The 24,062-nt window shown below is 63.4% G+C and carries 20 protein-coding genes; 9 read left to right on the top strand and 11 right to left on the bottom strand.

Annotated features, from left to right (window positions below):
* Positions 1 to 80: 80 nt before the first annotated feature.
* The 5 genes from AC6H4Z_RS18120 to AC6H4Z_RS18100 all read left to right on the top strand — a co-directional run bounded on the left by AC6H4Z_RS18120 (position 81) and on the right by AC6H4Z_RS18100 (position 5,537).
* Positions 81 to 878 (top strand): GvpL/GvpF family gas vesicle protein, encoded by a 798-nt coding sequence (locus AC6H4Z_RS18120; RefSeq protein WP_497543369.1) that lies wholly within the window; start codon positions 81 to 83, stop codon positions 876 to 878.
* On the top strand, positions 824 to 3,136 hold the full coding sequence (priA, locus tag AC6H4Z_RS18115) for a replication restart helicase PriA (RefSeq protein WP_497543368.1): 2,313 nt from the start codon (positions 824 to 826) through the stop codon (positions 3,134 to 3,136). The genes AC6H4Z_RS18120 and priA overlap by 55 nt, the downstream gene beginning before the upstream one ends.
* Positions 3,137 to 3,180: 44 nt before the next feature.
* Positions 3,181 to 4,305 carry a putative NPN-dependent ornithine cyclodeaminase gene (locus tag AC6H4Z_RS18110; protein WP_497543367.1) on the top strand — a complete coding sequence of 375 codons (1,125 nt, stop codon included), beginning with the start codon at positions 3,181 to 3,183 and terminating at the stop codon, positions 4,303 to 4,305.
* On the top strand, positions 4,302 to 4,832 hold the full coding sequence (locus AC6H4Z_RS18105) for a hypothetical protein (protein WP_497543366.1): 531 nt from the start codon (positions 4,302 to 4,304) through the stop codon (positions 4,830 to 4,832). Before AC6H4Z_RS18110 ends, AC6H4Z_RS18105 begins: the two co-directional genes overlap by 4 nt.
* A gap of 78 nt (positions 4,833 to 4,910) precedes the next feature.
* On the top strand, positions 4,911 to 5,537 hold the full coding sequence (locus AC6H4Z_RS18100; protein WP_497543365.1) for a hypothetical protein: 627 nt from the start codon (positions 4,911 to 4,913) through the stop codon (positions 5,535 to 5,537).
* Positions 5,538 to 5,546: 9 nt separating this feature from the next.
* On the opposite strand, the gene AC6H4Z_RS18095 is transcribed toward AC6H4Z_RS18100, so the two are convergent.
* Complete coding sequence (locus tag AC6H4Z_RS18095; RefSeq protein WP_497543364.1) at positions 5,547 to 6,731, bottom strand: DUF4249 family protein; 1,185 nt, start codon at positions 6,729 to 6,731, stop codon at positions 5,547 to 5,549.
* Positions 6,712 to 10,857, bottom strand: coding sequence for a TonB-dependent receptor (locus tag AC6H4Z_RS18090; protein WP_497543363.1), 4,146 nt, complete (start codon positions 10,855 to 10,857; stop codon positions 6,712 to 6,714). The genes AC6H4Z_RS18095 and AC6H4Z_RS18090 overlap by 20 nt, the downstream gene beginning before the upstream one ends.
* Between AC6H4Z_RS18090 and AC6H4Z_RS18085 the strand changes: the two genes are divergently transcribed.
* A complete protein-coding gene (locus tag AC6H4Z_RS18085; protein ID WP_497543362.1) occupies positions 10,844 to 11,500 on the top strand; it encodes a cytochrome c biogenesis CcdA family protein in 657 nt (218 codons plus the stop codon). The two genes, AC6H4Z_RS18090 and AC6H4Z_RS18085, sit on opposite strands and share 14 nt — an antisense overlap.
* Here AC6H4Z_RS18085 and AC6H4Z_RS18080 read toward each other — a convergent pair.
* Genes AC6H4Z_RS18080 through AC6H4Z_RS18070 form a run of 3 tightly spaced genes read right to left on the bottom strand, consistent with a single transcriptional unit; the run spans position 11,492 to position 14,544 of the window.
* Positions 11,492 to 11,875, bottom strand: a complete 384-nt coding sequence (locus AC6H4Z_RS18080; RefSeq protein ID WP_497543361.1) for a response regulator — start codon at positions 11,873 to 11,875, stop codon at positions 11,492 to 11,494. The genes AC6H4Z_RS18085 and AC6H4Z_RS18080 overlap by 9 nt on opposite strands.
* A gap of 12 nt (positions 11,876 to 11,887) precedes the next feature.
* The gene (locus AC6H4Z_RS18075; RefSeq protein WP_497543360.1) at positions 11,888 to 12,724 is read right to left on the bottom strand and encodes a sensor histidine kinase; all 837 of its coding nucleotides are present in this window, start codon (positions 12,722 to 12,724) and stop codon (positions 11,888 to 11,890) included.
* Entirely contained in the window at positions 12,721 to 14,544 is a 1,824-nt protein-coding gene (locus tag AC6H4Z_RS18070) for an ABC transporter ATP-binding protein (RefSeq protein ID WP_497543359.1), read from the bottom strand. Before AC6H4Z_RS18070 ends, AC6H4Z_RS18075 begins: the two co-directional genes overlap by 4 nt.
* A 28-nt stretch (positions 14,545 to 14,572) precedes the next feature.
* Here AC6H4Z_RS18070 and AC6H4Z_RS18065 point away from each other — a divergent pair, with 28 nt between their 5' ends.
* Positions 14,573 to 15,469: a hypothetical protein gene (locus AC6H4Z_RS18065; protein ID WP_497543358.1), complete on the top strand. Its 897-nt coding sequence runs from the start codon at positions 14,573 to 14,575 to the stop codon at positions 15,467 to 15,469.
* A gap of 127 nt (positions 15,470 to 15,596) precedes the next feature.
* Here the strand turns inward: AC6H4Z_RS18065 and AC6H4Z_RS18060 are convergent, their stop codons facing one another.
* Positions 15,597 to 16,250: a hypothetical protein gene (locus AC6H4Z_RS18060; protein ID WP_497543357.1), complete on the bottom strand. Its 654-nt coding sequence runs from the start codon at positions 16,248 to 16,250 to the stop codon at positions 15,597 to 15,599.
* A 155-nt stretch (positions 16,251 to 16,405) separates the two neighbouring features.
* Here AC6H4Z_RS18060 and murQ point away from each other — a divergent pair, with 155 nt between their 5' ends.
* Positions 16,406 to 17,329: an N-acetylmuramic acid 6-phosphate etherase gene (murQ, locus tag AC6H4Z_RS18055; protein ID WP_497543356.1), complete on the top strand. Its 924-nt coding sequence runs from the start codon at positions 16,406 to 16,408 to the stop codon at positions 17,327 to 17,329.
* Positions 17,326 to 18,450, top strand: a complete 1,125-nt coding sequence (locus AC6H4Z_RS18050; RefSeq protein WP_497543355.1) for an anhydro-N-acetylmuramic acid kinase — start codon at positions 17,326 to 17,328, stop codon at positions 18,448 to 18,450. The genes murQ and AC6H4Z_RS18050 overlap by 4 nt, the downstream gene beginning before the upstream one ends.
* Positions 18,451 to 18,487: 37 nt before the next feature.
* Here the strand turns inward: AC6H4Z_RS18050 and AC6H4Z_RS18045 are convergent, their stop codons facing one another.
* The 5 genes from AC6H4Z_RS18045 to AC6H4Z_RS18025 are packed head-to-tail and all read right to left on the bottom strand — an operon-like array spanning position 18,488 to position 24,043.
* Positions 18,488 to 19,090 carry a hypothetical protein gene (locus AC6H4Z_RS18045; RefSeq protein ID WP_497543354.1) on the bottom strand — a complete coding sequence of 201 codons (603 nt, stop codon included), beginning with the start codon at positions 19,088 to 19,090 and terminating at the stop codon, positions 18,488 to 18,490.
* Between the two features lie 54 nt (positions 19,091 to 19,144).
* A complete protein-coding gene (locus AC6H4Z_RS18040) occupies positions 19,145 to 20,530 on the bottom strand; it encodes a trypsin-like peptidase domain-containing protein (protein ID WP_497543353.1) in 1,386 nt (461 codons plus the stop codon).
* A complete protein-coding gene (locus AC6H4Z_RS18035) occupies positions 20,530 to 21,708 on the bottom strand; it encodes a Stp1/IreP family PP2C-type Ser/Thr phosphatase (RefSeq protein WP_497543352.1) in 1,179 nt (392 codons plus the stop codon). The genes AC6H4Z_RS18040 and AC6H4Z_RS18035 overlap by 1 nt, the downstream gene beginning before the upstream one ends.
* Positions 21,709 to 21,743: 35 nt before the next feature.
* On the bottom strand, positions 21,744 to 23,351 hold the full coding sequence (locus AC6H4Z_RS18030; protein WP_497543351.1) for a protein kinase domain-containing protein: 1,608 nt from the start codon (positions 23,349 to 23,351) through the stop codon (positions 21,744 to 21,746).
* Positions 23,348 to 24,043: an FHA domain-containing protein gene (locus AC6H4Z_RS18025; RefSeq protein WP_497547062.1), complete on the bottom strand. Its 696-nt coding sequence runs from the start codon at positions 24,041 to 24,043 to the stop codon at positions 23,348 to 23,350. Before AC6H4Z_RS18025 ends, AC6H4Z_RS18030 begins: the two co-directional genes overlap by 4 nt.
* Positions 24,044 to 24,062 lie beyond the last annotated feature (19 nt).

Here is a 24,062-nt window from a genome sequence, read left to right as displayed (position 1 = left end):
CCGACGCGGTCAGCATGCGAAGCTACAGGCGTTCACTTCGCTCAGCCAGCTTCACGATCGAGCCGCAATATCTTCTAAGAATGTCCGACTCGCAGCCCATGGAATCGTTGCAACCGCCGGTTTCCGAGGACGGCAAGTACGTCTACTGCATCGTCCGAAGCGATCACCAGCGCGACTTCGGTTCGATCGGCATCGGCGGCAGCCAGCGCGTCTTCACGGTCGCGTTCCAGGATCTAGCCGCGGTGGTGAGTGACACGCCGATTGTGATTTACGATCCAACGCGTGACAACGTCCTCGCGCACGAGTTTGTGAACGAGACGGTGATGAAGGAATTCACCGTGATCCCCATGTCCTTCGGCACCGTGTTCCGGTCCGAAGAAGACGTGACCGAGCTGCTTCGCTCCACGTACCAGGCATTCAGCGACGTTCTCGACAAGATGAAGGACAAGATCGAGTTCGGAGTGAAGGTGCTGTGGGACCGCGAGAAGGTCATCGCGAACCTCGAGCGTGAGAACGACGAGATTCGGCGCCTCAAGGACGAGATCAGTCGGCACACCACGACGTCGACGTACTTCGCGCGCATGCAGCTCGGACGTCTCGTGGACTCCGCGATCGAAGACATGGGCTCGCGGTACGTCGCCGACATCCACGACGCGCTCAAGCCGGTTGCTGTCGCGAGCCGCTCGAACAAGCCGATTGGCGATCGCATGATCTTGAACGCTGCGTTCCTCGTGGATCGCGCCCAGGAACAGGCGTTCGACGAACGCGTCAAGGAAACGAGTCGCAAGTACGAGGAAGTACTCTCGTTCAAGTACTCGGGACCGTGGCCACCGTACAACTTCGTCAACATCAAGCTGAAGCTCGAGAAGGCCGACTGACGCTCGTCTCCGTCGCGCTTCCACTTCCGCTCTTCCGCACGTTCACCTACGACGTCGACGACGCACAGGCAGATCGTGCGCAGGTCGGCATGCGGGCCGTCGTTCCCTTTCGCAACCGGCGCGAAGTTGGCGTCATCGTTGGGGCGTCCGATCCACTGCCCGAAGGTGTCGCAGCGAAGCGTGTGTTCTCGCTTCCGGATGTCGAGCCAGTACTCGGCGCGCCGCTGCTCGAGCTCTGTCGCTGGATGTCCGACTACTATGTCGTTCCACTCGGCATAGCGATTCGATCGGTTCTCCCAGCGGCGCTGTCGTCGCACGATGCGCCGGAGCCTGTACGTCGTACGCGACGCGTCGCCACGATTGCTCAGGAGTTGCCGACGCTCATCGAGCGTGACGCGACGTTTGCGCGATCGCCCCAACAGCGCGCGCTATTCGAGCTGATAGAAAACATGGGCGGACGTGCGGCGGTCGAGCATCTCACGGAACGGCTGAAGTTCTCTCCATCGGTACTTCGATCGTTGGCAAAGCGCGGGATCGTGACAATCGATGACGAAATCGTCGAGCGCGATCCCTTTGCCTGGCGTGCGGCAAAAGAAGCAACGCGGCACGCACCGTCGGCAGCGCAGACGAACGCGCTCACTCAGCTCTCGAAAGCGGCCCCGGGCGACGTGTTTCTCCTGCGCGGTGTGACGGGCAGCGGGAAGACGCTGGTGTACATCGAGTTTCTTCGCCGAGTGGTGCTCGAGCAGGGAAAAACGGCGATCGTGCTCGTGCCGGAAATCGCACTTACTCCGCAAACGGTCGATCGTTTTCGCGCGGTGTTCGGCGACAAGATCGCCGTGTTGCACAGCGCGCTGAGCGACGGTGAGCGGTATGACGAGTGGCTCGCGCTTCGCGACGGTCGTAAGCGGATCGCCGTCGGTGCGCGGTCGGCGATCTTTGCTCCGCTGCGCGACCTTGGCGCCATAGTCGTCGACGAAGAGCACGAGTCGAGCTACAAGCAGGGCGAGACGCCACGCTATCACGCGCGCGAAGTCGCCATCGTTCGGGCGCGGAACGAAGGCGCGGTCGTCGTGCTCGGCAGTGCAACACCGTCGCTCGAGAGTTGGGTCAACGCGCAGTCGGGCAAATACTCGCTCCTCACGCTGCCTGAGCGCGTGGGCGAGGCAAAGCTGCCTCCGGTGGATGTGATCGACCGGCGCACACCGCGCAAAGCAACGACGGGCGCTCGCGATGCTGGCGATTGGCTGCGACTTGTCGTGAGCGAGGAACTCGAGTCGGCGCTTGCCGATCGTATCGGCAAAGGAGAGCAGAGCATTCTGCTCCTCAACCGACGCGGCTACGCGGCCTTCGTGCAATGCGGCGAGTGCGGCGACGTCGCCACGTGCCCGAATTGCTCGATCAGCCTGACGCTCCATCGCTCACCCGAGCGGCTGGTGTGCCACTATTGCCAACACGCCGAGGCGCCGCGAACGCAGTGTCCGCGCTGCAAGGGCGTGATGATGCAGCAGCGCGGGCTCGGCACTCAGCAGGTAGAACGTCTGCTCGCCGATCGTTTTCCGACCGCGCGGATTGCGCGAATGGACGTGGACACGACGAGCGGGAAGTGGGCGCATGCCGAGATTCTCGATCGCGTCGGCGCCGGCGAGGTCGATATCCTGCTCGGCACGCAGATGATCGCCAAGGGTTTAGACTTTCCGAATGTGACGCTCGTCGGTGTCGTTGACGCCGACATCGGAATCAATCTCCCGGACTTCCGCGCGTCGGAGCGGTGCTTTCAGCTTCTCAGCCAGGTTGCCGGCCGAGCGGGGCGAGGTCCGAAGGGTGGTCGCGTGCTGATTCAGACACGGGTTCCGGATCACCACGCGGTCCGGTGCGCCGTCTCGCACGACTATCAGGCCTTCGTGGACCAGGAACTGGCTGGTCGAATCACGCCCGCGTATCCGCCGAATATCCGCCTGGCGAACATCGTGTTCAGCGGCACGACCGAGGCGTCGACGGCCGCGCTCGCGACCTCGGCCACCGCCTGGCTCCACGCGCTCCTGCGCAAGCGTCCGCTTCCGGGCCTATCGATCATTGGGCCGGCTCCGTGCCCTGTGGAGCGGATCAAGAACCGCTGGCGCTGGCACGTCCTCGTGAAGGCCGAGCAGCCGCGGGAGCTAACGCGGCTTTGCCGATACTTCCTGGAGCGCTTTCCAGTGCCGAAGGACAATGCGCTCCGTGTGACCCTGGATCGCGACCCCGTCGCTCTGCTGTAGTTCCCGCTTCCAGCTTCCCGCTCCCCACGATAGTCTTCGACCTCGTGACCACCTTCTCGCCGCCCGACTTTTCCGCGCCCCAATTCGCCGACTTTCCGGACGCGCAGTTTGCGCCTGCTCCGGCCGACGGCGTTCTCCCCGAAGGCTTCTTTTCGACCACGAACCTGCCGACGTTCGTGCGGCTCAAGGGCCGGTGGATTGCGCCTCGCGAGCCGCGAATGGACTCCGGACTCGTGCTCGACGCCGCCGGGGAACTCTGGGTACGCGAAGGCCGGCGCCTCAAGCGCGGCGACATCGTTGCGGTCGGCGACAAGGAAGACGGCACTCAGGGCATCTTCGTGCAGACGCACATGGTGCCGCATGGTGCCGATCCCGACGCGTTCACGTTCATGTCGAGCGAAGTGTCGCGCGAAAAGCCGATCGACTACGCGCACATGGCTCGGCTGCTGATCGAAGAAAAGGATCGCGGCGGATATCCGATCTGGGTGACCGGCCCCGCGCTGGTGCATTCGCGTGCTCGATCCGACATGGGCTGGTTCATTGCGAACGGCTACGTCGGTGCGCTGCTCGCCGGAAACGCCGTGGCGGTGCACGACATCGAAGCGTCGATCTACGGCACGACGCTCGGCATGACGAACACGGGTGAGATCACCCAGGGCGGCCACGGACTCCACATGCGCGCCATCAATCAGGTGCGCGCCGCCGGTTCGATCGCGAATGCGGTAGAGCAGGGGATCATCACGAACGGCATCATGTTTGAGTGCGTGAAGCACAAGATTCCGTTCGTACTCACCGGCTCCATCCGCGATGATGGTCCGCTCCCCGACGTCATCACGGATGCGGTCGAGGCACAGGACGCCATGCGCAAGCACGCCATCAAGGCAACGATGGCGATTCTCGTTGCTACGGCATTGCATGCCATTGCGACGGGCAACATGCTTCCTGCGTTCGTCGCACAGCCCGATGGTCAGATGCGCGAACTGCCGACGATCTGTGTCGATTCGTCGGAGTTCGTCGTGAGCAAGCTGAAAGACCGCGGAACGCATCAGGCGTTCGGCGTCGTCACCAACGCTCAGGATTTCATGCACATCTTGCGGTTATACGTCGAACGCGAGCTCGAGTCTCGCGGCACATCCTCGCGCGCCAAGCCCGAGGTTGCCGCTCGATGACGCTGCTTTCTGAAACACGCGAACGCTTTCTTCTCGCGATCACCGCGCAGGTTCCGGCGGATCGTATCGCCGAAATCCACTTCTTTCAGCCGTTGAAACAGGGTGGTGTCGAGAGTGGCGTCGCGGTTGCCGCGGCGTGGCCTGAAATCGTCGAGGCGGTAGCGCCCGACGTCTCATCTGAAGTCTCTGACGAGGTGATCGAGCCGTCGGACGCGAGCGATCAGGTTGCCGCGCACGACGAGGATGCTGAAGGTCCGGCGAGTGTGCCGCCGTCGCGCCACGTCGTGTACATGGCGCGGTATCGCCACATCCTCAAAGGCATCGACCGCGGAAAGTGGGAAACAAACGTCGTTGCCGAGGCTGACGCGCCGCTCATTACGGTGGATGCCGTCGTTCGCGGAGTACAGCGTCGCGCGGGTGACGTCGACGACCCCACGCGCATGGACGGCGACGAGATTCGCGAATTCATCGGATCTCGGCGTCCCGCGGCTGCGCCATTCGTTCCCGGGGTACATCGCCCGTCCTGAAACCGCGCCATACTGCGTTATCGTAGGGTGGGAACGTCGCCGTATTGACGGTCGTACCTCACCCTTCGATCAGTGGCTATGCGGCTTTCAACTTCTGCTTTTCTCGTAGCGCTTGCGCTGCCGGCCATCGCCGGCGCGCAGCGTGGCGCCGATACGCTCAGCCTACTCGGCCGATCGGCCATCGTGGCTGATTTTGGCCTGACCGGTGCGCGCGACGCCACCGTCATCGGCTCGCACGTCCAAACGCACACCAGCGGCGAACTCGGTTCCCTTGTGTTCAAGCATTGGGTGCGTCCACAGGTTGCGGTAGAAATCGGCGTTGGTGTGATGAATGCCGATGAAACCGTGACGACGGGCCATGCTCGGACGAATGCGATCATGCCGCTGCTCTTCGGCGCGAGCGTCTCGCCACCGTCGCTCGCGATCTCATCATCGCTCCGTCCGTATCTCTCGGCCGCAGTGGGTCCGTACTTTCACTCGGTCTCGGAACTCAACGGCCTCAGCGAAAGTACGACGACCGAATCCGTTCCCGGCGCGCGCTTCGGTCTGGGCGCCAATTGGTTCGTCGCTCGGCACTTCATTCTCAATATCGAGGGCGACTATCACGCCGTCGGCGCGTTCGATCATCCCGATGCTGTCACGTCGAAGCCGAGCGGCTTCGGCCTCACGTTCGGTTTCGGCTTCAGCTGGGGCGGTCGTTACTAGACCCCGGGTTTACGGAAGTCTGACGAACTTGAGTTCGTTCGGCGCGGGTTTTCTGGTGTAGTTGCCGCGTAACGTGTCCCCAACCAGCTCTCCGAGAAACACGTCGACCGTGTCTCCGGAGAGCTGATTTGCGATCAGGGCCAGGCTCGCCGATGTACCGAGGAATTTGCCGATGATTCCGTCGCCGCGCGTCGTCGATGTCCCGAGCGAGTAGCGTCCTGTGATTGCCGACGGCAGGCCCTCGCTCGCGCCCTTCGATTCGATGTACAGATTGAACAGCGTCGCCGTGTTCTGATCGGTCGTCGCCGGCGTGAGACGGAACCGCCCTTCGATCGGCTCCGTCTGATCCGCCGTGATCGTCAACGTGCCGGTGTTCAGGTTCACGATCGATCCGAACAGTCCGAGTCCGCCATTGATGCGGCTGATGATGCCGGCGCCGGTGAACGGATCGTTGTTCGTGCGATAGTAGTCGTAGAAGTTCGAATCGACCGCGGCAACGATCATGTCCTGTCGGAAGCCAGGAATGAACACGCGCTGCAAGTCGCCGGCAAAGATGTTTCGCAAATCGCCGGTCAGGCGAATGGCCGTGCTGTCCGTGAACAAAAAGAACGGCCCGAATGGACTTTCCACGCGCACCGCGTAGCTGCGCGCTCCGGCGACCCGCTGCCACTGCGTGACGAAAGAATCATGATCGCGATTGAGTGTGCGCGTCAGGCCGCCGGTTCCGCGAGCCGTCGCGCGCGGAATCCGCGTCGCCGCGGTCACTTCTTCGCCCGTGGACGTTCGAATGTGCAACTGGTACCGAGCGCCGAGGACGAGCGTCGTTCCCGCGATCGAGAATCGATAGACGCCCGATCCTTTCCCGTTCGTGTTCACCAGACGATCCTCGATCGCGCGACTGACCTTGCCCGTGGAATCGATCAGCTCGACCGTCGCGCCGCTGATCGCGATGCCGCCCGCGCTGATGATCGGATCCGCGGAGTCGAACGACGTATCGGGAATGTTGACCGCACCAGTGAGCGTGCGCTCCAACAACACCACCTGCGACGACGCGTTCGGGTTGAGCACGCCGTGCACGACTACGCCGGCCGTGGTCTGTTGCACGGCAACAGTGTCGAGCTCGCAGGCGCTGGCCACGCAGAGCGCCAGCAGCATCAGCCCGCGCACACGTGCGTTAGAAGCGAATCGTGACACCGGCCGATGGGAGCAGGGGAAACTGAGAGATCGCCTGACGTGTCGGCGGATTTTTCGAGTAGTCGAAGATGTAGAGAAACACGTTCTTCGCGTCGTACGCGTTTACCACGCTGAGGTATGGCGCGATCGTCGTTCCGCCCCAGCGGAACGTTCGCGTGACGTCGACGTCAAGTCGCTGCGTCGTCGGCAAGCGCGCTCCATTTCTCGGCCCGCCAATGAACTCCGTTTGACTCCCGCCGCCCCGCGTGCCGTACGTGTTGAGACCAGGGTCGTACACGCGACGGACGATTTCGCCGACGATGTCGGTGTACGGCGTTCCCGTGGCGTAACCGTAGCGCACGCCGAACAGGTACTTCGACAGTCGCCAGCTGCCGACGACGTTCACGTCATGCCGGCGATCGTGTCCCGGGAAATAACGGACGCCGTTTCCGATGCGCGCTGCCACTGCGTACGTGTACGAAATCCAGCCGCTGAAACGTCCATGCTCGAACTGTCGCAGCAAAATGTCCGCGCCATATGAGTCGCCGTTCACGACGGAGAACTCGTCGCCCGGCCGACTCGGATCTTCCTGCGGATTTCCTTCGAGGAGATTCCCGTAGCGCTTGTAGAATCCTTCGATGCGAACGTATCGGGTAGGACTCAACCACCGCTCAGTTCCCGCCACGTAGTGCCACGCGCTCGAGACCGGTGTGACGGCATCGCTCGCCACCCAGAAATCGAATAGCCGCACCGGAATGTCTTCGCGCGCCAGCGAGTGCGTCCACTGGGAGAATCGGCCGAACGCGCCCGTCAATGCCCAATCCTTCGTCAGGAAGTATTTGGCAGACAGACGCGGCGACACAGCCAGCCAGTCGCGGCCCGACAGTCCCTCCGCACGTACGCCCGTCTCGATCAGCCACGAGGACGACGCACGCCACACGTCGTCGAAATACAGTGAGCCCGATACGGGAGACTGATGCAGGTCGTACAGCCGCGCGTCCGACTGCGCCGACGACGCGTCGTAGTCGATGTGATACGACGCAACATCGTACCCGATCGACCGTTCGTGACTCGCGGTGTGCGTGGTGATGTTGCCACTCAGCCGGCGGTCGGACAGTGCGTTGTGCAGGGTCAACGATCCGGCGCCAAGGTCGAGCAGCGTCGAAAAGGTCGATACCGATGCCTTCTGCTCGAACGTCGTGCTGTCGCCAACCAACCACTTCGACAGCCCCTGTCGCTCGTGCGACACGAGCACCTTGGATAGCGACGCGCCGACGACACGATTGCCCCAATCGAAGCGGAAGCCGCCGCCGCTCGCATTCGTTTCGGCAGAGTCTCCGAACGTCGCAATGTTCGCGTCGAGCGCGTCGGTGCCATCGTACGCGGTGATTGCGAGCTTTGTCGTCGGGTCGAACGCGTACGTGAAGTGCACCTGCTCGTCGCGAAAGTGATACGGCAAGCTTTTCGAGCTGATCAGGTCGACGAATTTGTCAGCGTAGGTACGACGGCCGGCAATCATCCACGTCGCCTTGCCGTTCGCGAACGTGCCACCGAGTGCACCGGTCGACGCCAACACCGACACCTCCGCCGAGCCATGCACGCCCGATCGGACTTCCTCGGCAGAGTGGACGTCGAGCACCGCCGACAATCGGCCACCGTACCGTGCGGGGAAGCCACCAGTCATGAGCGTCACGTCGCGCACGGTCGGATCGATGAACGTGCTGAACAAACCACCGAGGTGAAACGGATTGTAGATCGGATAGCCGTCGAGCAGGATGAGATTCTGATCTGACTCGCCGCCGCGAACGTTGAGCCCGGTCGAGAAATCGTTGCGTGCCTCGACGCCGGGTAATAGTTGCACTATGCGAATAATGTCGGGCTCGCCGAACTTCGGCACACCCTCGGCCGCACGTGCCGTGATGCTCACCGTTCCCACACTCGGTCGCGAATCGAATGCGTCCCGCTCGACGGGCCGCGCTTCCGTGCGCACCGCGCCGAGTACGGCGGCTTCTGATTCGAGCGCGAAGTCGACACGTGTCGTGTCGCCGGCGCGAACGACCACCGTGTGTTCGGCCGGCTTGTAGCCAAGCAGCCGCGCACGAATCGTCGTCGACCCAACGGGCACGGCCGAGATGATGAATCGACCCGTGCTGTCGGCGAGCGTGCCCTTGGTGGTGCCCACGATCTGTAGCCCCGTACCGATTCGCGGCTCCGACGTTGACGCATCGACGACGCGTCCAGCGATCACGCCAGTCGAGTCGCGCGTTCCGCGTTGACCGCGAGCAACCGGCGCGACGGCGAGCAAAAAGGCGACAGCGAGCGCGGCGTAGCGCGTCATGATTGTCCGGTGAATGTCGCGCGCATCGTCGATTCGCGCCGCATCGAGCTGGAGGTGTGCCGGTCCAATCAGGAAGGGATGCAGCTGGTTCCCACCCGCGGCGCCGTGCGCACCGATCTGATCGTCGAACGACACGATCTCGTAGCCGTCGTACGCGCCAAAGATCACGATGTCGCCGGCGTTCGGTTGTGATACGAGATGCTCGACCGCGCGAATCACGCGCTCGCTCGAGTCATAGGGCTCGAGCGGGTTACGTCCATCGATCACTTCGAGCTTGCCGTCGGCGATGATCGCTCGGCCGAACGTACTCTCGAGGTGAATCGCCGGACCACTGCGCGTGCAGAGCAGTCCCACGCCAGGATGTCCGAGCAACTCGAGATACAGATTCGCGCGTCCCGCATCACGCGCGATGTCCGTGAGGTCGAGCTGAGCGGTGTCGTCGGCAAAGTAGAGGAGGGCAAGGCATGAGCTGTACGTCACCACTACGTCGTGGTCCTCTTCGACGCGATATTTCTCCGGCAGAATGAGTTCGCGCAGACCGTACTTGCTGCGCACCCAATCGCGGAGGCGCAGCAGCGTTTTCCGCGCGACGCGCTGCGTGGGTGGCGTCACCTGTGCAGCGGCTTCAAACACCTGCGCGCCCATGTCGGCGTACTCCGACGTCGCAGCAAAGCTTTCGCTCGAGCGCAGCGGCCTGTCGCCGCGACGAGCAGCGTCGCCCTCGAGAATCCGCTCTACGGTTTTCCCGAGCGTCTCGCCGAAGCGCACGCGGTAGCTCGAAGACGGCGTCATTCCGTGGTCCGAGAGAATGACCATGTCGTACTGACGGCCGCCAAGACTCTCGATCATTCGTCGAATCTCGCGAATGCGCGCGTCGGTGCGGCGAAGATCGCGTAACGCCTGAAAGCTCGACGGACCGAAATGATGGCCGAGCTCGTCGTACTGCATGAACGTGCTGTAAATGACAGGCACGCCGAGGTACACGTCGAGCAAAATGGCCATCGTCTGCAACTCGCGGACGATGACGTTGCTGAGAATGCGCACGAAGGGAAACAGGCCTTCGCTATGCGTTCGCTTGCGCCGGAATTCCCCCGCCGCGCGTTCGTATTCCTCGCGCAGCCACTCGAGCACAGCCTGCACCATCATGCGGGCCATGCGAATCGGATGGAGCAGAATGAGCAGCGCCATGCGCCAGCCGCCCAAGCGCTGAAACACCGACATCTTCTCGCGCGTGGCCACTGTGAACGCCACGGTCTCGGCATCGCCGTCGAGGAGATTCACATAGCTCGATCCGCCGGCGAGCGCGCCTGGTGCGTTGATGCGATCGCGAATGTACTGTACACCCGACGGCGCATTGCACGTGATCACACGTCGCTCGGCTTTATCGTAAAAGCGGAACGCCGGAATGTTCTCGTTCTCGCCATACATGATTCCGGCCTGGCAGTACGGCGTTGCCGACGGCAGGCCGCAGAACCATCGGCGCAGCGTGTGGCCCTCTTCGCGCACCATCTGCGAGATGGTTGGACAGTAGCCCAACTCGATCGCGCGTCGCAGCTCGGCGTAGGCCAGCGCGTCGATCTGCAGCATAACGAGTCCACGACGGCCGTCGAACGGTCGACGCTCACCGCGAAATACGCGATATTTGAGGGCGAAGTACCAGCGGAGAATCCGAGAGCCCGATGCGCGGGGCACGGCGGTCTCGGTCGTCCGCCATTCACCGGAGCTCGAACTGTCCTCGGATATCGGCATACCCATCGCCTTCGGCGCGGGACTCGCCAGCTTCCTCTCGCCCTGCGTGCTTCCGCTCATTCCGAGCTACATCACTTTCATAACGGGGATGACGCTCGACGACGTGCCGCGCGCACGACGGGTGGCCGTCGTCCACGCGCTGCTGTTCGTGCTCGGCTTCTCGCTCATCTTCCTCGCGCTCGGCGCATCGGCAACGCTCTTGGGTCGGCTGCTGGTCGTGTATCGCGTCTGGATCAGTCGCGTGGGCGGGCTGCTCGTCGTGGCGTTCGGCCTCTACCTGCTCGGAGTGTTCAACCTAGGGCTTTTCGCACGGGAGCGCCGCTTTCATGTGACGGACAAGCCGCTCGGCTACCTGGGTACACTCGTCGTGGGCATTGCGTTCGGAGCCGGATGGACCCCATGCATTGGCCCGATTCTCGGCAGCATCCTGACGTACGCGGCGACGCAGGGTGATGTGTCGCGTGGCGTGCTGCTGCTTGGCGCGTATTCGCTGGGTCTGGCGATTCCGTTCCTGCTCGCCGCCGTCGCCATCGAGCGCTTCCTCGCCGCGTTTTCGGTGATCAAGCGTCACATGCTGTGGATCACGCGACTCTCGGGCGCTGTGCTGGTCGTCGTCGGATGCCTGATGCTGACCGATTATTTGCGCGTGCTCACCGGCGTGCTGCAGGGATGGACGCCTGCCGCGTTGAGGAACTTACTGTAACGCCGGACCCGACCCAGTGAGGAGCGCCGCGCTCTTGGCGAGCAAGTCGCGCGACGGAACCGGTTTCACGAGAACCTCGGCGCACCCCGCGGACAGACAGCGTTGGCGCGTCTCGTAGTCATCGTGCCCCGTGAGTACGACGATGGCGCGGCATCCCGAATCGAGGAGTGGACGGACCGCGAGGAGGCCGTCGCCGTCGGGCAGCGTGAGATCGAGAAAGACGAGATCGGGCGGATCGTGCTCGGCGACGCTCAGTGTTTCGGCGACGCTCGCCGCAACCGACAGGCGATGATTGACGCTCTCGAACAGAATCCGCAGTGCGCTGCTGACGAGCTCATTGTCCTCTACGACGAGCACGTGCGCCCGATCATCCACTGCGGTCTCCGGTCAGTCCGCCTGTTGTAGCGGAACGGTGAAGAAGAAGCGGCTTCCGGTGCCGAGTTGGCTCTCGACCCAAATCCTGCCGCCATGGAGCTCAACGAGCTTGCGCGCGATGGTGAGACCGAGCCCCGTTCCATGGTGCGGTCGCGAGGGCGTCGAGTCGACCTGTGCGAATTCGCGGAAGATCAGCTCATGATGCTCTTCGGCAATTCCGACGCCGGAATCCCCAACTTCAACGAGCATCGACGGACAATCCGACGCTGACGCACGGTTAGCGCGCAGCCACACGCGTCCACCGGCGGGCGTGAAATCGATCGCGTTGCCGAGCAAGTTGCCGACGACGTGCGCGATTTTTTCGCGGTCGCCATCGACGAGCGGTAGCTCTTCGTCGACGTCTACGGACAGCACAAGGCGCTTTTTCTTCAGCAGAGACTCATTCAACGCGCTCACCTGCTCGAGCACGTCGCGCACGGCGAACCGAGTTGGCACGAGGGTGAGCTGATTTGCTGCGCCACGAGCGTACGTGAGGATCTCGCCGACCTGATTGAGGAGTTGGCGTCCGCCGCTGATGATGCCGCGAATGCTCTCCATCTGGCGTGGTGTGAGATCGCCCAGAATTCCGTCGCGCAAAATCTCGGCGTGTGTGATGACCGCCGTGAGTGGCGTGCGGAGATCGTGCGAGATGTTAGCGAGGAATTGCGTCTTCAGCGCGTCGCGCGCTCGAAGTTCGGCGATTTCAACGCTGGCCGCGGCAACTTCCGCCTCGAGCGCCGCGAGGCGCGAGTCGGAGGTCGTTGCGTCCAGCGGCGTGGAAAGATGCGATGCGCTTTCGACCCGGCTCATGCGTTGATTCTATCCTCCGTACCGGTCGCTGCCAACTCGTCGTTGCCAGCCTCTTCGATGGATTCCTCGAGTTGTTGCCGACTCAGCAACGCCCAATATCGTCCACCAGCCGCAAGCAGCTCGGTGTGACGCCCCTGTTCCACGATTCGCCCTTCATCCAACACGATGATCCACGTTGCATCTCTGATGGCACTCACACGGTGCGACGCGATGAGTGCGGTTCGACCCGCCAACGCTTCGCGCAACGACCGCAGAATCTCTGCTTCGGTATGCGTGTCTACGGCTGAGAGCGCATCGTCGAGCAACACGATCGTTGGACGACGTGCCAGTGCTCTTGCGAGCGCGGCACGCTGCTTCTGCCCCCCGGAGAGATTAATCCCGCGTTCTCCGAGGACTGTTTCGTACCCGCCAGGGAAAGCTTTGATCGTTTCCCCAAGCTGTGCGATCTCCGCTGCCCATGGGCCTGCATCTGCGTTTTGTGTGCCATAGACGAGATTGCTTCCGATCGTGTCGCTGAACAGGAAGCTCTCCTGCGGGACGTAGCCGATCTCGGCTCTGAGCGACGCGATGTCGAGCGAGCGAATCGGGATTCCGTCGAGCAGAATCTCGCCCTCCTGAGGGTCGAAAAAGCGCGGGATCAGATCCATTAGCGCGCTCTTGCCGCTCGCAGTCGCACCGACGACGCCGATGGTCGCACCCGCGGGCGCGGTGAAGCTGATGTTGCGCAGCACCCAACGCGGTGCGCCGCCGGATTCCGCGGGATAGTGAAAGCCGACGTTTCTGAATTCGATTGCGCGCCCGGCTCCAGCTGGTGGCAACGCGCGCGGTTCCCTGGGCGCCGCGAGTTGCGACTTCGCGTCGAGAATATCGAGCAGTCGAATCGTGGATGCGGCGCCGCGCTGAAACAGGTTGATGACCCATCCAAGCGCGATGAGCGGCCACGTCAACATGCCGAGGTACATACCGAAGGCAACGAAATCACCCACGGTGATCGCGCCCTGGATGACGAGCCGGCCGCCGAGTCCAACCACGGCGACCATTCCGAGTCCGGCGAAGATCGAGAAGGCCGGCTGCATGGTGCCATACAGGTGCGCCAGCTTCATGTTCTTCTCGAGATACTGCTCGTTGAGCGCGCCGAAGCGAGCGATCTCCGCGTCCTCCTGTCGAAACGCGCGCACGATGCGCACGCCCGCGAGATTCTCCTGGGCCTGCGTCGTGAGATCGCTGAAGTGCGACTGAACGGCTTCGAAGCGCGCATGGATGTGTCGGCCGAGCAGGACGCCAATGATGGGTAGGGCGGCCATTGGCAGCGCGGCAATCAGCGTCAGCTTCGGAGATATGAAGATCATGAAGCCGAGGGCAAACGCTCCACCCGCAATCGTGTTGCCGAGGTACATGATTGCGGGACCGACGGCCATGCGAACGGCGCTCAGATCATTCGTGAGCCGCGCCATGAGATCGCCGGTTCGCACGCTGGCGAAGTACGATGGGTCGAGCGATTCGAGTTGGCGAAAGAGATCGTTTCGCAAGTCGTACTCGATCCAGCGACTCACGCCGTTCATCAGCTTGCGCATCTGGTAACGTCCGACACCGCCGATGAGTGATACACCCACCATCGCTGCGCCGAGTAGCCAGATAGATTGTAGGGATGCGCCTGATCGAATCCCGTCGAGCGCACGACGGAGGAACCACGGCACTACACTCGCAAACGCTGCTGACGCAACAACAAGTACGAGTCCCCATGCAACATCAGCACGATATGGGCGGTAGTATGGCAGGAGCCGCCGCAGGGAACTCAACGCTGGCATATGCTTTGCCACGGCTCAGCTCACTCCAGGAGGAATTCCCATGTTGAAATATACCCGCCGCCTTGGAGCGCCCATCGCACTCGCTGCTGTCGCACTGCTCGGCGCATGTCGCTCCGATGCAAAAAAGGCGGACAGCACGGCGCTCGGCGCTGACACAACGTTGAATCGTGATCTCGCGCTTGCGAATCGTGATTCCACGGCGCAACCGGCGCTCAAGGATGTTCCGGCAAATACGCCCGTCGCGACGACTCCAAAGCCGAGCGCTCCGCGCACGCCAAAACCGGCACCGAAGCCGAGTGCTCCGGCGCCCAAGCCTTCAGTGCCTGCCACGACGACGACTCCGAGTGGTAACACGGTCACGACGAATCCTGGTGCAAGTGGCAATCCAGGCGCGACCGGCGGCGGCGCAGTCGGGACGATTTCCGAAGGCTCGACACTGAACACGCATGCGTCGTCGAAGATCTGCACGAACACGAACGCCGTCGGCGATCACGTGACGGCCACGCTCGACAACGCGGTGTCCGGCTCGAACGGCGCCTCGATTCCTGCTGGCGCGACGGTCAACCTTACGGTGACGCGTCTCAAGAGAAGTGAGAACTCTAATGATCCAATCGTCATGGAGTTCGAAGTCAACTCGGTGACGTTCGGCGGCAAGACGTATCCGATTCAGGCCAGCGTGACGTCGGCGGCGGTCGATCGCATCAAGGATCAGCCGGCGGCGAAGGATGCGCAAAAGGTTGGCATCGGCGCCGTCGCGGGCGCGATCGCGGGTCGTATCATCGGCAAGAGCACCAAGGCGACCGTCATTGGCGGCGCGGCTGGTGCGGCAGCTGGTGCGGCAGCAGCGGCGGCAACGTCGAACTATCAGGGTTGCATCAATGCGGGCGGGAATATCGTCGTGAAGCTGACGGCGCCGGCTACGGTGCGGGCGGCGTGACGGGTGGGTTTGTTGGTAGCTCGCGCAGATAAAACGAAACGGGGTACGGCTTCGCGCCGCACCCCGTTTTCTCATTTACCCTACGCGATTCGCCTCACGCCGTACGCCTCACGCCGTACGCCGCCTGCTAGAACCCGACTCTCGCCCCCGCCCGAAACACTGACAACCTCGGCGCCGACGACTGCTGCAACCCCGGATTGTCCCCCTGCGGGTGCAGCACGATGTCCATCTGCTCGCTGATGTAGAAGTCCGTGTTCTGCGTGAAGCCGTAGCCGAAGCCGCCGCCGAAGCCGAAGGTGAAATCGTTCGATGAACCCGTCGCGCTCAGCGCGTTGCCGGTCGTTCGATCGCGGAACTTCGAGAACTGCGTCACGCCGGCCTCGAGATTGAACAGCCCGTGGAAGCCCACGCCGCCGCCGCTGCGCACGAACGCCATGTACTGCGTCACGTCGGCGTCTGCCTGACATCCCGGACCGCATGGGTCGCCGGCCGTCCGGCCGATGTACGAGAGCTTCGGATTGGCAAAGCCGGCCGAGGCGCCGAAGCTGACGCCGCCGACGATGGTCTTTTCCAGCGTGGCGCGCAGCTGGGACGTGTACCGGAACGCCCAGGTGCTGTTCGAGTGGCCGTCGTTGAGCGTCAGGCCATCCATGTAGCCGTACGACAGTCCTACCCAGTAGTCAGGGCCAGCCGAAAAGCCCCCTCGACCGCGGCTGATCTGCGCTCCAATCGGCGCCACAGCGGCGACCATGAGAGCGGCGAATACGAAACGTCGAATCACAGTGATCTCCTGAACCAAAGCCAAACCGCACCAGCGGCGCCGACTGCGGGTGATACCCGAGGGTAAGGGCGTGTTCCGTCGTCCGCCACTCCCTAACCCCTCGTCCTACGCAAATTGGACGATGTGGAGATGAAGCAGGTAAATTTCGCCGCGACATGACGTTCCTCGACCCGCGCCTCACCGAACGGCGGAACCCGCGCACCGCCGAGATCGATCTCGCGACTTCATTAGAGATCGTTGATCTCATCAACGCCGAAGACCGCGCCGTCGCCGACGCGGTTGCTACGCAGCGCGACGCGATCGCTGCCGCCATCGACCGCGCCGAGCAGACGTTCCGCGCCGGGGGCCGTTTGTTCTACGTCGGCGCCGGTACCTCCGGCCGGCTTGGCGTGCTCGACGCGTCCGAATGTCCGCCCACCTACGGCACCGACCCCGAGATGGTGCAGGGGATCATCGCCGGCGGTTATGCCGCGCTCACTCGGTCTCAGGAAGGCGCCGAAGACAGGCTCGAAGGTGCCATCGAGGACCTGAATGCTCGCGGCGTTCGCGCCGGCGACTTCGTGATTGGCATCGCTGCGTCGGGTACCACGCCGTACGTCCGTCAAGCGTTACAACACGCGCGAACTCTTCCGGCAGCGACCGCGCTCGTGGCGTGCTCGCCTCCGCCCAAGGAGACCCTGGAGTTCGTCGACACCCTGATCCTGCCGATCACCGGCCCCGAAGTCGTCACCGGTTCCACGCGAATGAAGGCTGGTACGGCGACCAAGCTCGTGCTCAACATGATCACGACCGGCGCCATGATTCGCCTCGGCAAGACGTACGGCAATCTGATGGTCGATCTCCGCGCGACGAACGTCAAGCTGGTCGATCGCAGTGAGAGAATCATCATGGAGATCTGCGACGTCGACCGCGATCGTGCGCGCACGCTCCTCGACGAGAGCGGCGGTACCGTGAAGACTGCGATCGCCATGCATTTTCTGCATGCCTCGCGCAGCGACGCCGAGCACGCGCTCGATGAAGGCGGCGGCATCATTCGGCGCGTCGTCAAGCGGCCGCCACCGCCGGTGCGATTGGCGTGAGCGTATACATCGGGCTCATGTCGGGCACGTCGCTCGACGGAATCTCCGCCGCAGCGGTTCGATTTACTCGCAACGAACGCGGCACCATCGAGCCCGAGCTTCTTGCGTTCATCGGAACGCACTACGACACTGCGCAATCCGACCGTCTGCACCGCGCGCTGACCCATGGTACCGCGCAGGAGTACTGTCGTCTCGCGTTCGACCTCGGCACCTGGTTCGCCGATGCGGCGATTGCCGTACTCGCCGAAGCGGGCGTACCGCGCGCCGAGGTCATCGCCATCGGATCGCACGGGCAGACCGTGTGGCACGAAGCGCCACACTCCACGTGGCAGCTTGGCGAAGCGGCGGTGATCGCCGAGCGCACAGGCATCAATGTCGTGAGCGATTTTCGCGTTCGCGACGTTGCCGCCGGTGGGCAGGGCGCGCCGCTCGTTCCAATCGCTGACGCGCTGCTGTTCTCTGGCGACGATTGGCGCGCGCTGCAGAACATTGGCGGCATTGGCAACGTGACCGTCGTTCCGCCAGCCGGCAACATGGACGGTGTTCGCGCGTTTGATACCGGCCCTGGCGTTACTGTGATCGACGCAGTGGTGCGCGCGCTCGTTCCCGGCGCTATGTACGACGTCGACGGTGCGCTTGCAGCGCGCGGCGATCCAATCGCCGAGGTCGTCGACGAATTGCTCGAGCACGCATACTTTGCCGCCGAGCCGCCCAAGTCGACCGGTCGCGAACTCTTCGATCGCGCCTACGTCGACGCGCTCATCGCGCTCTGTCGAGCGAAGCGCGCCAACGCGTCGAGCGAAGACATCGTGGCCACGGCCACATCGCTTACGGCGCGCAGCATCGCCGACGCATATCGCCGCTTCATGCCCGAACCGGTGGCCGAAGTTCTAGTGTCTGGCGGCGGCGCGAAGAATCCGACGCTCATCGCCATGATAGAACGCGAAATTACGCCGATCACGGTTCGCGCCTTCGACGAACGCTTCTTCGACGGCGAAGCAAAGGAAGCGGTGGCGTTCGCGCTCCTCGCCTACCTGCACATGAACCACGAACCGGGCAACGTCCCGCGCGCCACCGGCGCCCGCGGCGCGCGCATCCTGGGCAAACTCACACCGGCGTAACGCCGCCCGCCGCCCGCCGTCCGCCGTCCGCCGTCCGTTACATCTTCGGCACGAGCATGATGTGCGCTTTCGGCGTGCCTGGGAACATCAACCACGGCGAACCCTGCACCGGCTTGTCCGACAGTCCCGTTGATGCTGGCGTCGCGCCTGGGATGTAAATCACGAACAGACTTCGCGAGCCCGTGGCCGCTCCCGTCGCCGGATCGAACGTGCCGCCGATCAACTGATACAACGACGCCGGCTGTTTCGGCATCGCGATCTTTCCCGACTTCACCTCGGCGAACCGCACGGTGTCGACGCGATCGCCGGTGACTCCTTCGGCACGCAGCTCACGTCCGCGCGCCATGAACGGTTCCATCGACTTGTGATAGCATGCCACGTGAAAATCCTTCTGCTTCGGATCCGTGGCGAGACAGGTGAAGGCGCCTGAGCCTTCGCGCAGCGGCACCAGCTTCGCACCGCCATCGTGGTAGCCAAGGACGCGCGCACTCTCACGGAATTCCGCGGGCAGCGGCAGCACTGCCGACGCAATCTGTTGGGCGTCCGTCATGACGGCAGACGACGGCGCTTTTGCTGCCTGCGCGGCCAACGCCAATGGCGTCAATGCGACACTGGCCAGCACGTGAACGATGCGGTTCATGAGTGTTTCCTCAATAAGGTGGGAACGCCCGCGCTTGCGACTGCGAGCTGCGACCTACTTCACTCCCTTCAGTAGCGCTTTGATCTCGTCGGCAGGCACGGCGAACACGATTCTGCCTGCCGCTTCCTTGGCGCCGCCCCAAACGACGCCGACAACGTGCCCGTGCGCGTCGAACACCGGACTACCGCTCGAGCCATGCGATGCGTACGCGTCGATTTGCAACAGCCCGGGAATCGACTTGCTGACTGTGCCGACGGTCAGCGATGTCTTGGCCATGCCGTCGCGTCCGTGACCTTCCATTGGTAAGTCCGTACCCAGCGGAAAGCCGATCGTGCCGATCGAACTGCCGACCGGAACATCGACCGACGTCGCGACGTCGTGCACTGAAGGGTACTGTGCACCGCCTTCGTCTATCTGCACGAGCGCGAGATCGACGTTTGCATCATCAGGAAGCTTTACGATATGCGCGCGCTTCCACACTCGCGTGTTGGCGAACTTCACGAGGATACGCGACGCGCGCTGACCCGTGCTGTCCATCACGACGTGACGGTTCGTGACGATCTCACCCTTCGCCGAGGCGGAGAACCCGGTGGCCTCGAACGGCTGTGATCCAATCGCCGTCGAGATCAGCACGACGGCGGCGTCATTCGCTTCGCGCACAGCAGGAAGCCCGAGGTCGGCAAACTTTCGCTGCTGATCGTGGCTCCGCTGCAGTTCGCTCGACGCCGCCGCTATCTGCGCCGCGTTACGCGCCTCGCGAACGATCCGTGTCAGACTATCGTTGTGTCGCTGCAAGGTGTTCGTCAACGCAGTATCGCCTTGCAGCCGTGTCTTCAACTCGCGACTGACTTCGTCGTTCGCGGCGATGAGCTTCTTGATGCGATCGTCGTTGACCTGTGCATCGCGTGAGCTCTTGTAGAACAAGCCAGCAGCCAGTCCGCCGAGCACCACGACCGTCGCGATCACCGCAATGCGTAGACGGCGCGTCTGCTGTTGCACCGCAACGGCGACGCGCTCGCTCGTCCGCTGACGCGGCGGTGCACCGACGCCGGCGATTTGATCGCCGCCGGGGGGCAGGACTTCGAGATGCGGCACCGTTTTGGGCGGAGCCACGTTCGCGTCGACCGCGGTAATGCGGATCGCGACCTTCGGGCCCTCGACACCAAACGCGATCACGTCGTTGTCGCGCAGCGCGAGAGATCCGCCGGCGGGAACGCGCAGCCCATTCACGTATGTTCCGTTCGTGCTATTGGCGTCGTGAACCGCATAGCGTCCGTCGACGGCGCGAATCTCTCCGTGACGTGTCGAGACGTCGAGGTCCTGGTTCGCGTCGAAGCGCAGGTCGCTCAGCGGATGACGGCCAACCGCGATCACGGACTTGTCGAACGACTGACAGACCCCGGCGCGCGCCCCGGTCTGAATGCGCAGCTCGATTGGCATTACGGCTTGGGCGACGCGGTGCTCACTGGTGCCGCCGTCGACCGAACCTGGCTCACGACGAACCAGGCGGCTCCAATCACGAGTATCGCGAGCAGAACCATCGCGATGATTCGCCCCTGTTTGCGCCGATCAGCCGACACATCGACGTTGGGCGCGCCACCAATCGCCGGCGTTCCTGCCGGAATCGTCGGACTCGTCGTTCGCTGACGCGGCTGCCCCGGCATCGATCGCGTTGGCGTTTCGGTATCGAATACGCGATCGATCGGCATGGCTGGCGTCTGACCTGTATCGGGCAGCGGAAAAACGCGATGTCCGATCTCGTCGTCGCTCTCCGGTCCACGCAACCCGCTGCCATCAAAGCGCGCAACGATGACAGTGATGTTGTCCGGTCCACCATTTTCGTTTGCGCGATCGATCAATCGCTTGCACGCCATCGTGAGATCCGACTCGGCCGTCACGATCGCGGCGATTTCGTCCTTCGTCACCTGGCCTGACAACCCGTCGCTGCACAGCACGAGTTTGTCGCCGCGGCGGACGGTCTGGTGCGTGAGATCGACTTTGATCGTCGGCTCGGGACCGAGCGCCTGCAGAATGATGTTTCGACGCTCGCTCAGCGCGGCTTCTTCTTCTGTGAGTTCGCCAGCCTCGATCAACTTCTGCATCAGCGACTGATCTTTCGTGATCTGTCGAGCCACGCCGTCGCGCACGAGGTACGCGCGACTGTCGCCAACCTGCGCGAGGTACAATGTGTCGCCGTACACACCGGCGACGGTCGCGGTGGTGCCCATGCCGCGAAATTCCGGATGCGTCGCTGCGAATGTGTTGATCTGCTCGTTCGCTGCTTTCGTCGCGATCTTGATCGATCGCACGAACGCCTCGGGACTCTCGGCGGTTTCGGCGAGCCACACCGCGCGCAGCTCTCTCACGACCACGTCGACAGCCATCGCGCTCGCGATTTCGCCGGCCGCCGCGCCGCCCATACCGTCGGCAACCATGAACAACGAGCCTTTGCGCCCGATGGTGTGCGTTCGTACTTCGGGCTGCAGTGTCGCGTTGTCTGTCGACAGATCGGCGACGACGAATGCGTCCTCATTGTGTTCGCGCGTGCGACCCACGTCGGTGCGCCCAAAGACTTGGACTGTCACCTCGCCGGACGGCACGTTCGAAGGAGAGCTCATCGAGGACGGAGAATTGGAAAGGGCCAAGTGCGAACTCAGTCGGTGCACAAGTCGCGCAGCTTCCTGGCGACCAGGTTTGCCTTCGTGGTCCGCGGTGCCACGCGGGCGACCTTCTTCAATCCTACGCAGGCATCGCCGTCTTCGAGAGTGAGCTTCGCCGAAAAACTCACTAACGCGGCGCGAACCGTATCCTCGGCGGACCGCAACGGCTTGGCGGCAAGCAGGGATAGGGCGCGCTTTGCTGTCGCTGCGGTATCGGCCAGAATGTCGAGCTGATCGAATGTGGCCTCTTCCGCCGGCGCGGCAACCGGCGCCGAAAACTTTGCGGCGCCAGTCGTCGAATCAGCCGGAGTCGACGCGGTCGTCGTGGGCGGAGTCACTGCGCCGCTCTGCAGCGCGGTGGTTGGAGCCGCCGACGGATCGGTCTTGCCCTTGCCGTTCTGATTCATGATCACGACCGCCGCGATCACGATCGCTGCCAGTCCCCCAATCAGCGGAACGGACAGTCTACGGGGCGGCGGTGTCGTAACCGCAGGCGTCGGCGACGGCATTGGTGCCGCTGCTGCCGCCGGGACCGACGAGCGCGTTGGTGCGGGCGCTGCGACCGGCGCTTCCGGGCCAGGAGGTGACACGCGTGTCGGCGGAATGCCGATCACCTCCGTTCCCATCGCCGCGGCCGCGGTTTCCGGCATCCGCGAAATCGCGCGATGCAGATCGCGACCAAACTCCGTCGCGGTCTGGTAGCGCTGCGTTGCATCGCGCTCGAGCGCCTTGTCCATCACCGTCTGCACATCGGCCGGCCACGCGACGTCAGGCCGCATCTCGCCGAGCGCCTTGGGGCGATCGGTGAGGCGCATGATCATCGATTCCTGCGCCGAATCCGCGGGGAAGGGCAGCTTGCCGGTGAGCATGTTGAACGCGACGAGCGCGAGCGAATAGATGTCGCTCCGTCCGTCGAGCTGATCGCCCGCGAGCTGCTCGGGACTCATGTACTCCGGCGTGCCGACGACGAGACCCGTCTTCGTCACCTTCTGCGATTCGTTGCCCGCCGCTTTCGCGATGCCGAAGTCCACGACTTTCACGAGGTCGCCGCCATCGCGCGTCTTGGCGACCATGATGTTGTCGGGCTTGAGATCGCGATGCACGATGCCCATGTCGTGCGCCACCGCGAGCGCCTCGCCCGCTTGTCGCACGATTTCAGCAACGCGGAGCGCTGGGAGCGATCCCGCCTGCTCGATGACCTTCGTGAGCGGCAGACCGTCCACGAACTCCATCGCGAGATAGATGATGCCCTCGGGCGTCTCGCCGAAGTCGTAAATCGCCGCGACGTTCGGGTGCGAAATACGCGCGGCGTTCGACGCTTCGCGATTGAAGCGGCTGATCGCGTCGACGTCCTTGACCATCCCCGGGTGCATCACCTTGAGCGCGCTCTTGCGGCCCATCTTCACATGCTCGGCGAGGTACACCTGACCCATGCCGCCTTCGCCGAGCTTCTTGAGGATGTGATAACGCTCGGCGACGATCGATCCAACGAGATCGTTGTCGCCGCTCGCTGAGCGAAGCGCCGTTCCGTCGACTTCACAGAAACGAGCATTCGCCGGATACTCAGTGCCGCACTGCGGACAGATCTTCAGCGGGTTCACACACTCTCCACGCGCAGGATCTGATCGCCGATCAGCAGGCGCTGGCCGCGACTCAGCGCGCGCTCTCCGCGCACGGCCATCGCGACGCCGTTCCGGCTATTGGTGTCGTGGACGAAAAACTCGCTGTCCTCTGATCGAATTTCCGCGTGGCGTCCGCTCATCGTTGGATCGTAGGGGAAAATCCAGTCGCCCGTCTCTCGGCCTATGCCAACCGTTCGGGCGGGCGACAGGTGATAGACGTCGCGACAGCTCCCATCGGCACGAAGTTGTTCGATAACGGCGATGTCCACGGTGGGGACCGTCGATCCCATCCGGCGGGTCGAATCGGCTTCGGGTGGGTTCGGCCCGGGATACCCAAGGCGGCGAAAGCGCAGCAACTGCGAACCGATCAGAATCAGGTCGCCGTCGGTGAGCCGCGTCGGCTGGTCTATGAACGCCCAGCTCCCGTTGCGTGACCCGAGGTCGCGAAGCCAGAGCTGACCGTCGCGCAGCTCGAGCCGGGCATGGATCGGCGACATAAAGGTGTCCGACTCGAACCGGATGTCCGCGTCGCCGCGGCCCACGACCGCCTCGCCTCGGTCCAGCGTGTACTGCTGCAAAACTTCGCCGGCGTCGCCGAGCAGGGCGAGCTTGGGACCGGCCATTCGGCCCGCCCCAATGACCTGAGTGCCCCCGCCGGCGGGCGTCGGCATCTCCACGGACACTCGTTGG

The sequence above is a fragment of the Leucogemmata humicola genome, assembly GCF_055379415.1.
The sequence above is the reverse complement of the archived record's forward strand: the minus strand, read 5'-3'. Positions and strand labels throughout refer to the sequence as shown.

Coding starts and splice junctions, on each gene's coding strand:
- AC6H4Z_RS18075 (WP_497543360.1), bottom strand. CDS start 12,724: ATGAGCCGGGTCGAAAGCGCATCGCATCTTTCCACGCCGCTGGACGCA.
- AC6H4Z_RS18025 (WP_497547062.1), bottom strand. CDS start 24,043: ATGCCGACGCCCGCCGGCGGGGGCACTCAGGTCATTGGGGCGGGCCGA.
- AC6H4Z_RS18035 (WP_497543352.1), bottom strand. CDS start 21,708: ATGAGCTCTCCTTCGAACGTGCCGTCCGGCGAGGTGACAGTCCAAGTC.
- AC6H4Z_RS18090 (WP_497543363.1), bottom strand. CDS start 10,857: ATGAGCGGAAGCACGCAGGGCGAGAGGAAGCTGGCGAGTCCCGCGCCG.
- AC6H4Z_RS18105 (WP_497543366.1), top strand. CDS start 4,302: ATGACGCTGCTTTCTGAAACACGCGAACGCTTTCTTCTCGCGATCACC.
- AC6H4Z_RS18100 (WP_497543365.1), top strand. CDS start 4,911: ATGCGGCTTTCAACTTCTGCTTTTCTCGTAGCGCTTGCGCTGCCGGCC.
- AC6H4Z_RS18040 (WP_497543353.1), bottom strand. CDS start 20,530: ATGCCAATCGAGCTGCGCATTCAGACCGGGGCGCGCGCCGGGGTCTGT.
- AC6H4Z_RS18120 (WP_497543369.1), top strand. CDS start 81: ATGTCCGACTCGCAGCCCATGGAATCGTTGCAACCGCCGGTTTCCGAG.
- AC6H4Z_RS18045 (WP_497543354.1), bottom strand. CDS start 19,090: ATGAACCGCATCGTTCACGTGCTGGCCAGTGTCGCATTGACGCCATTG.
- AC6H4Z_RS18065 (WP_497543358.1), top strand. CDS start 14,573: ATGTTGAAATATACCCGCCGCCTTGGAGCGCCCATCGCACTCGCTGCT.
- murQ (WP_497543356.1), top strand. CDS start 16,406: ATGACGTTCCTCGACCCGCGCCTCACCGAACGGCGGAACCCGCGCACC.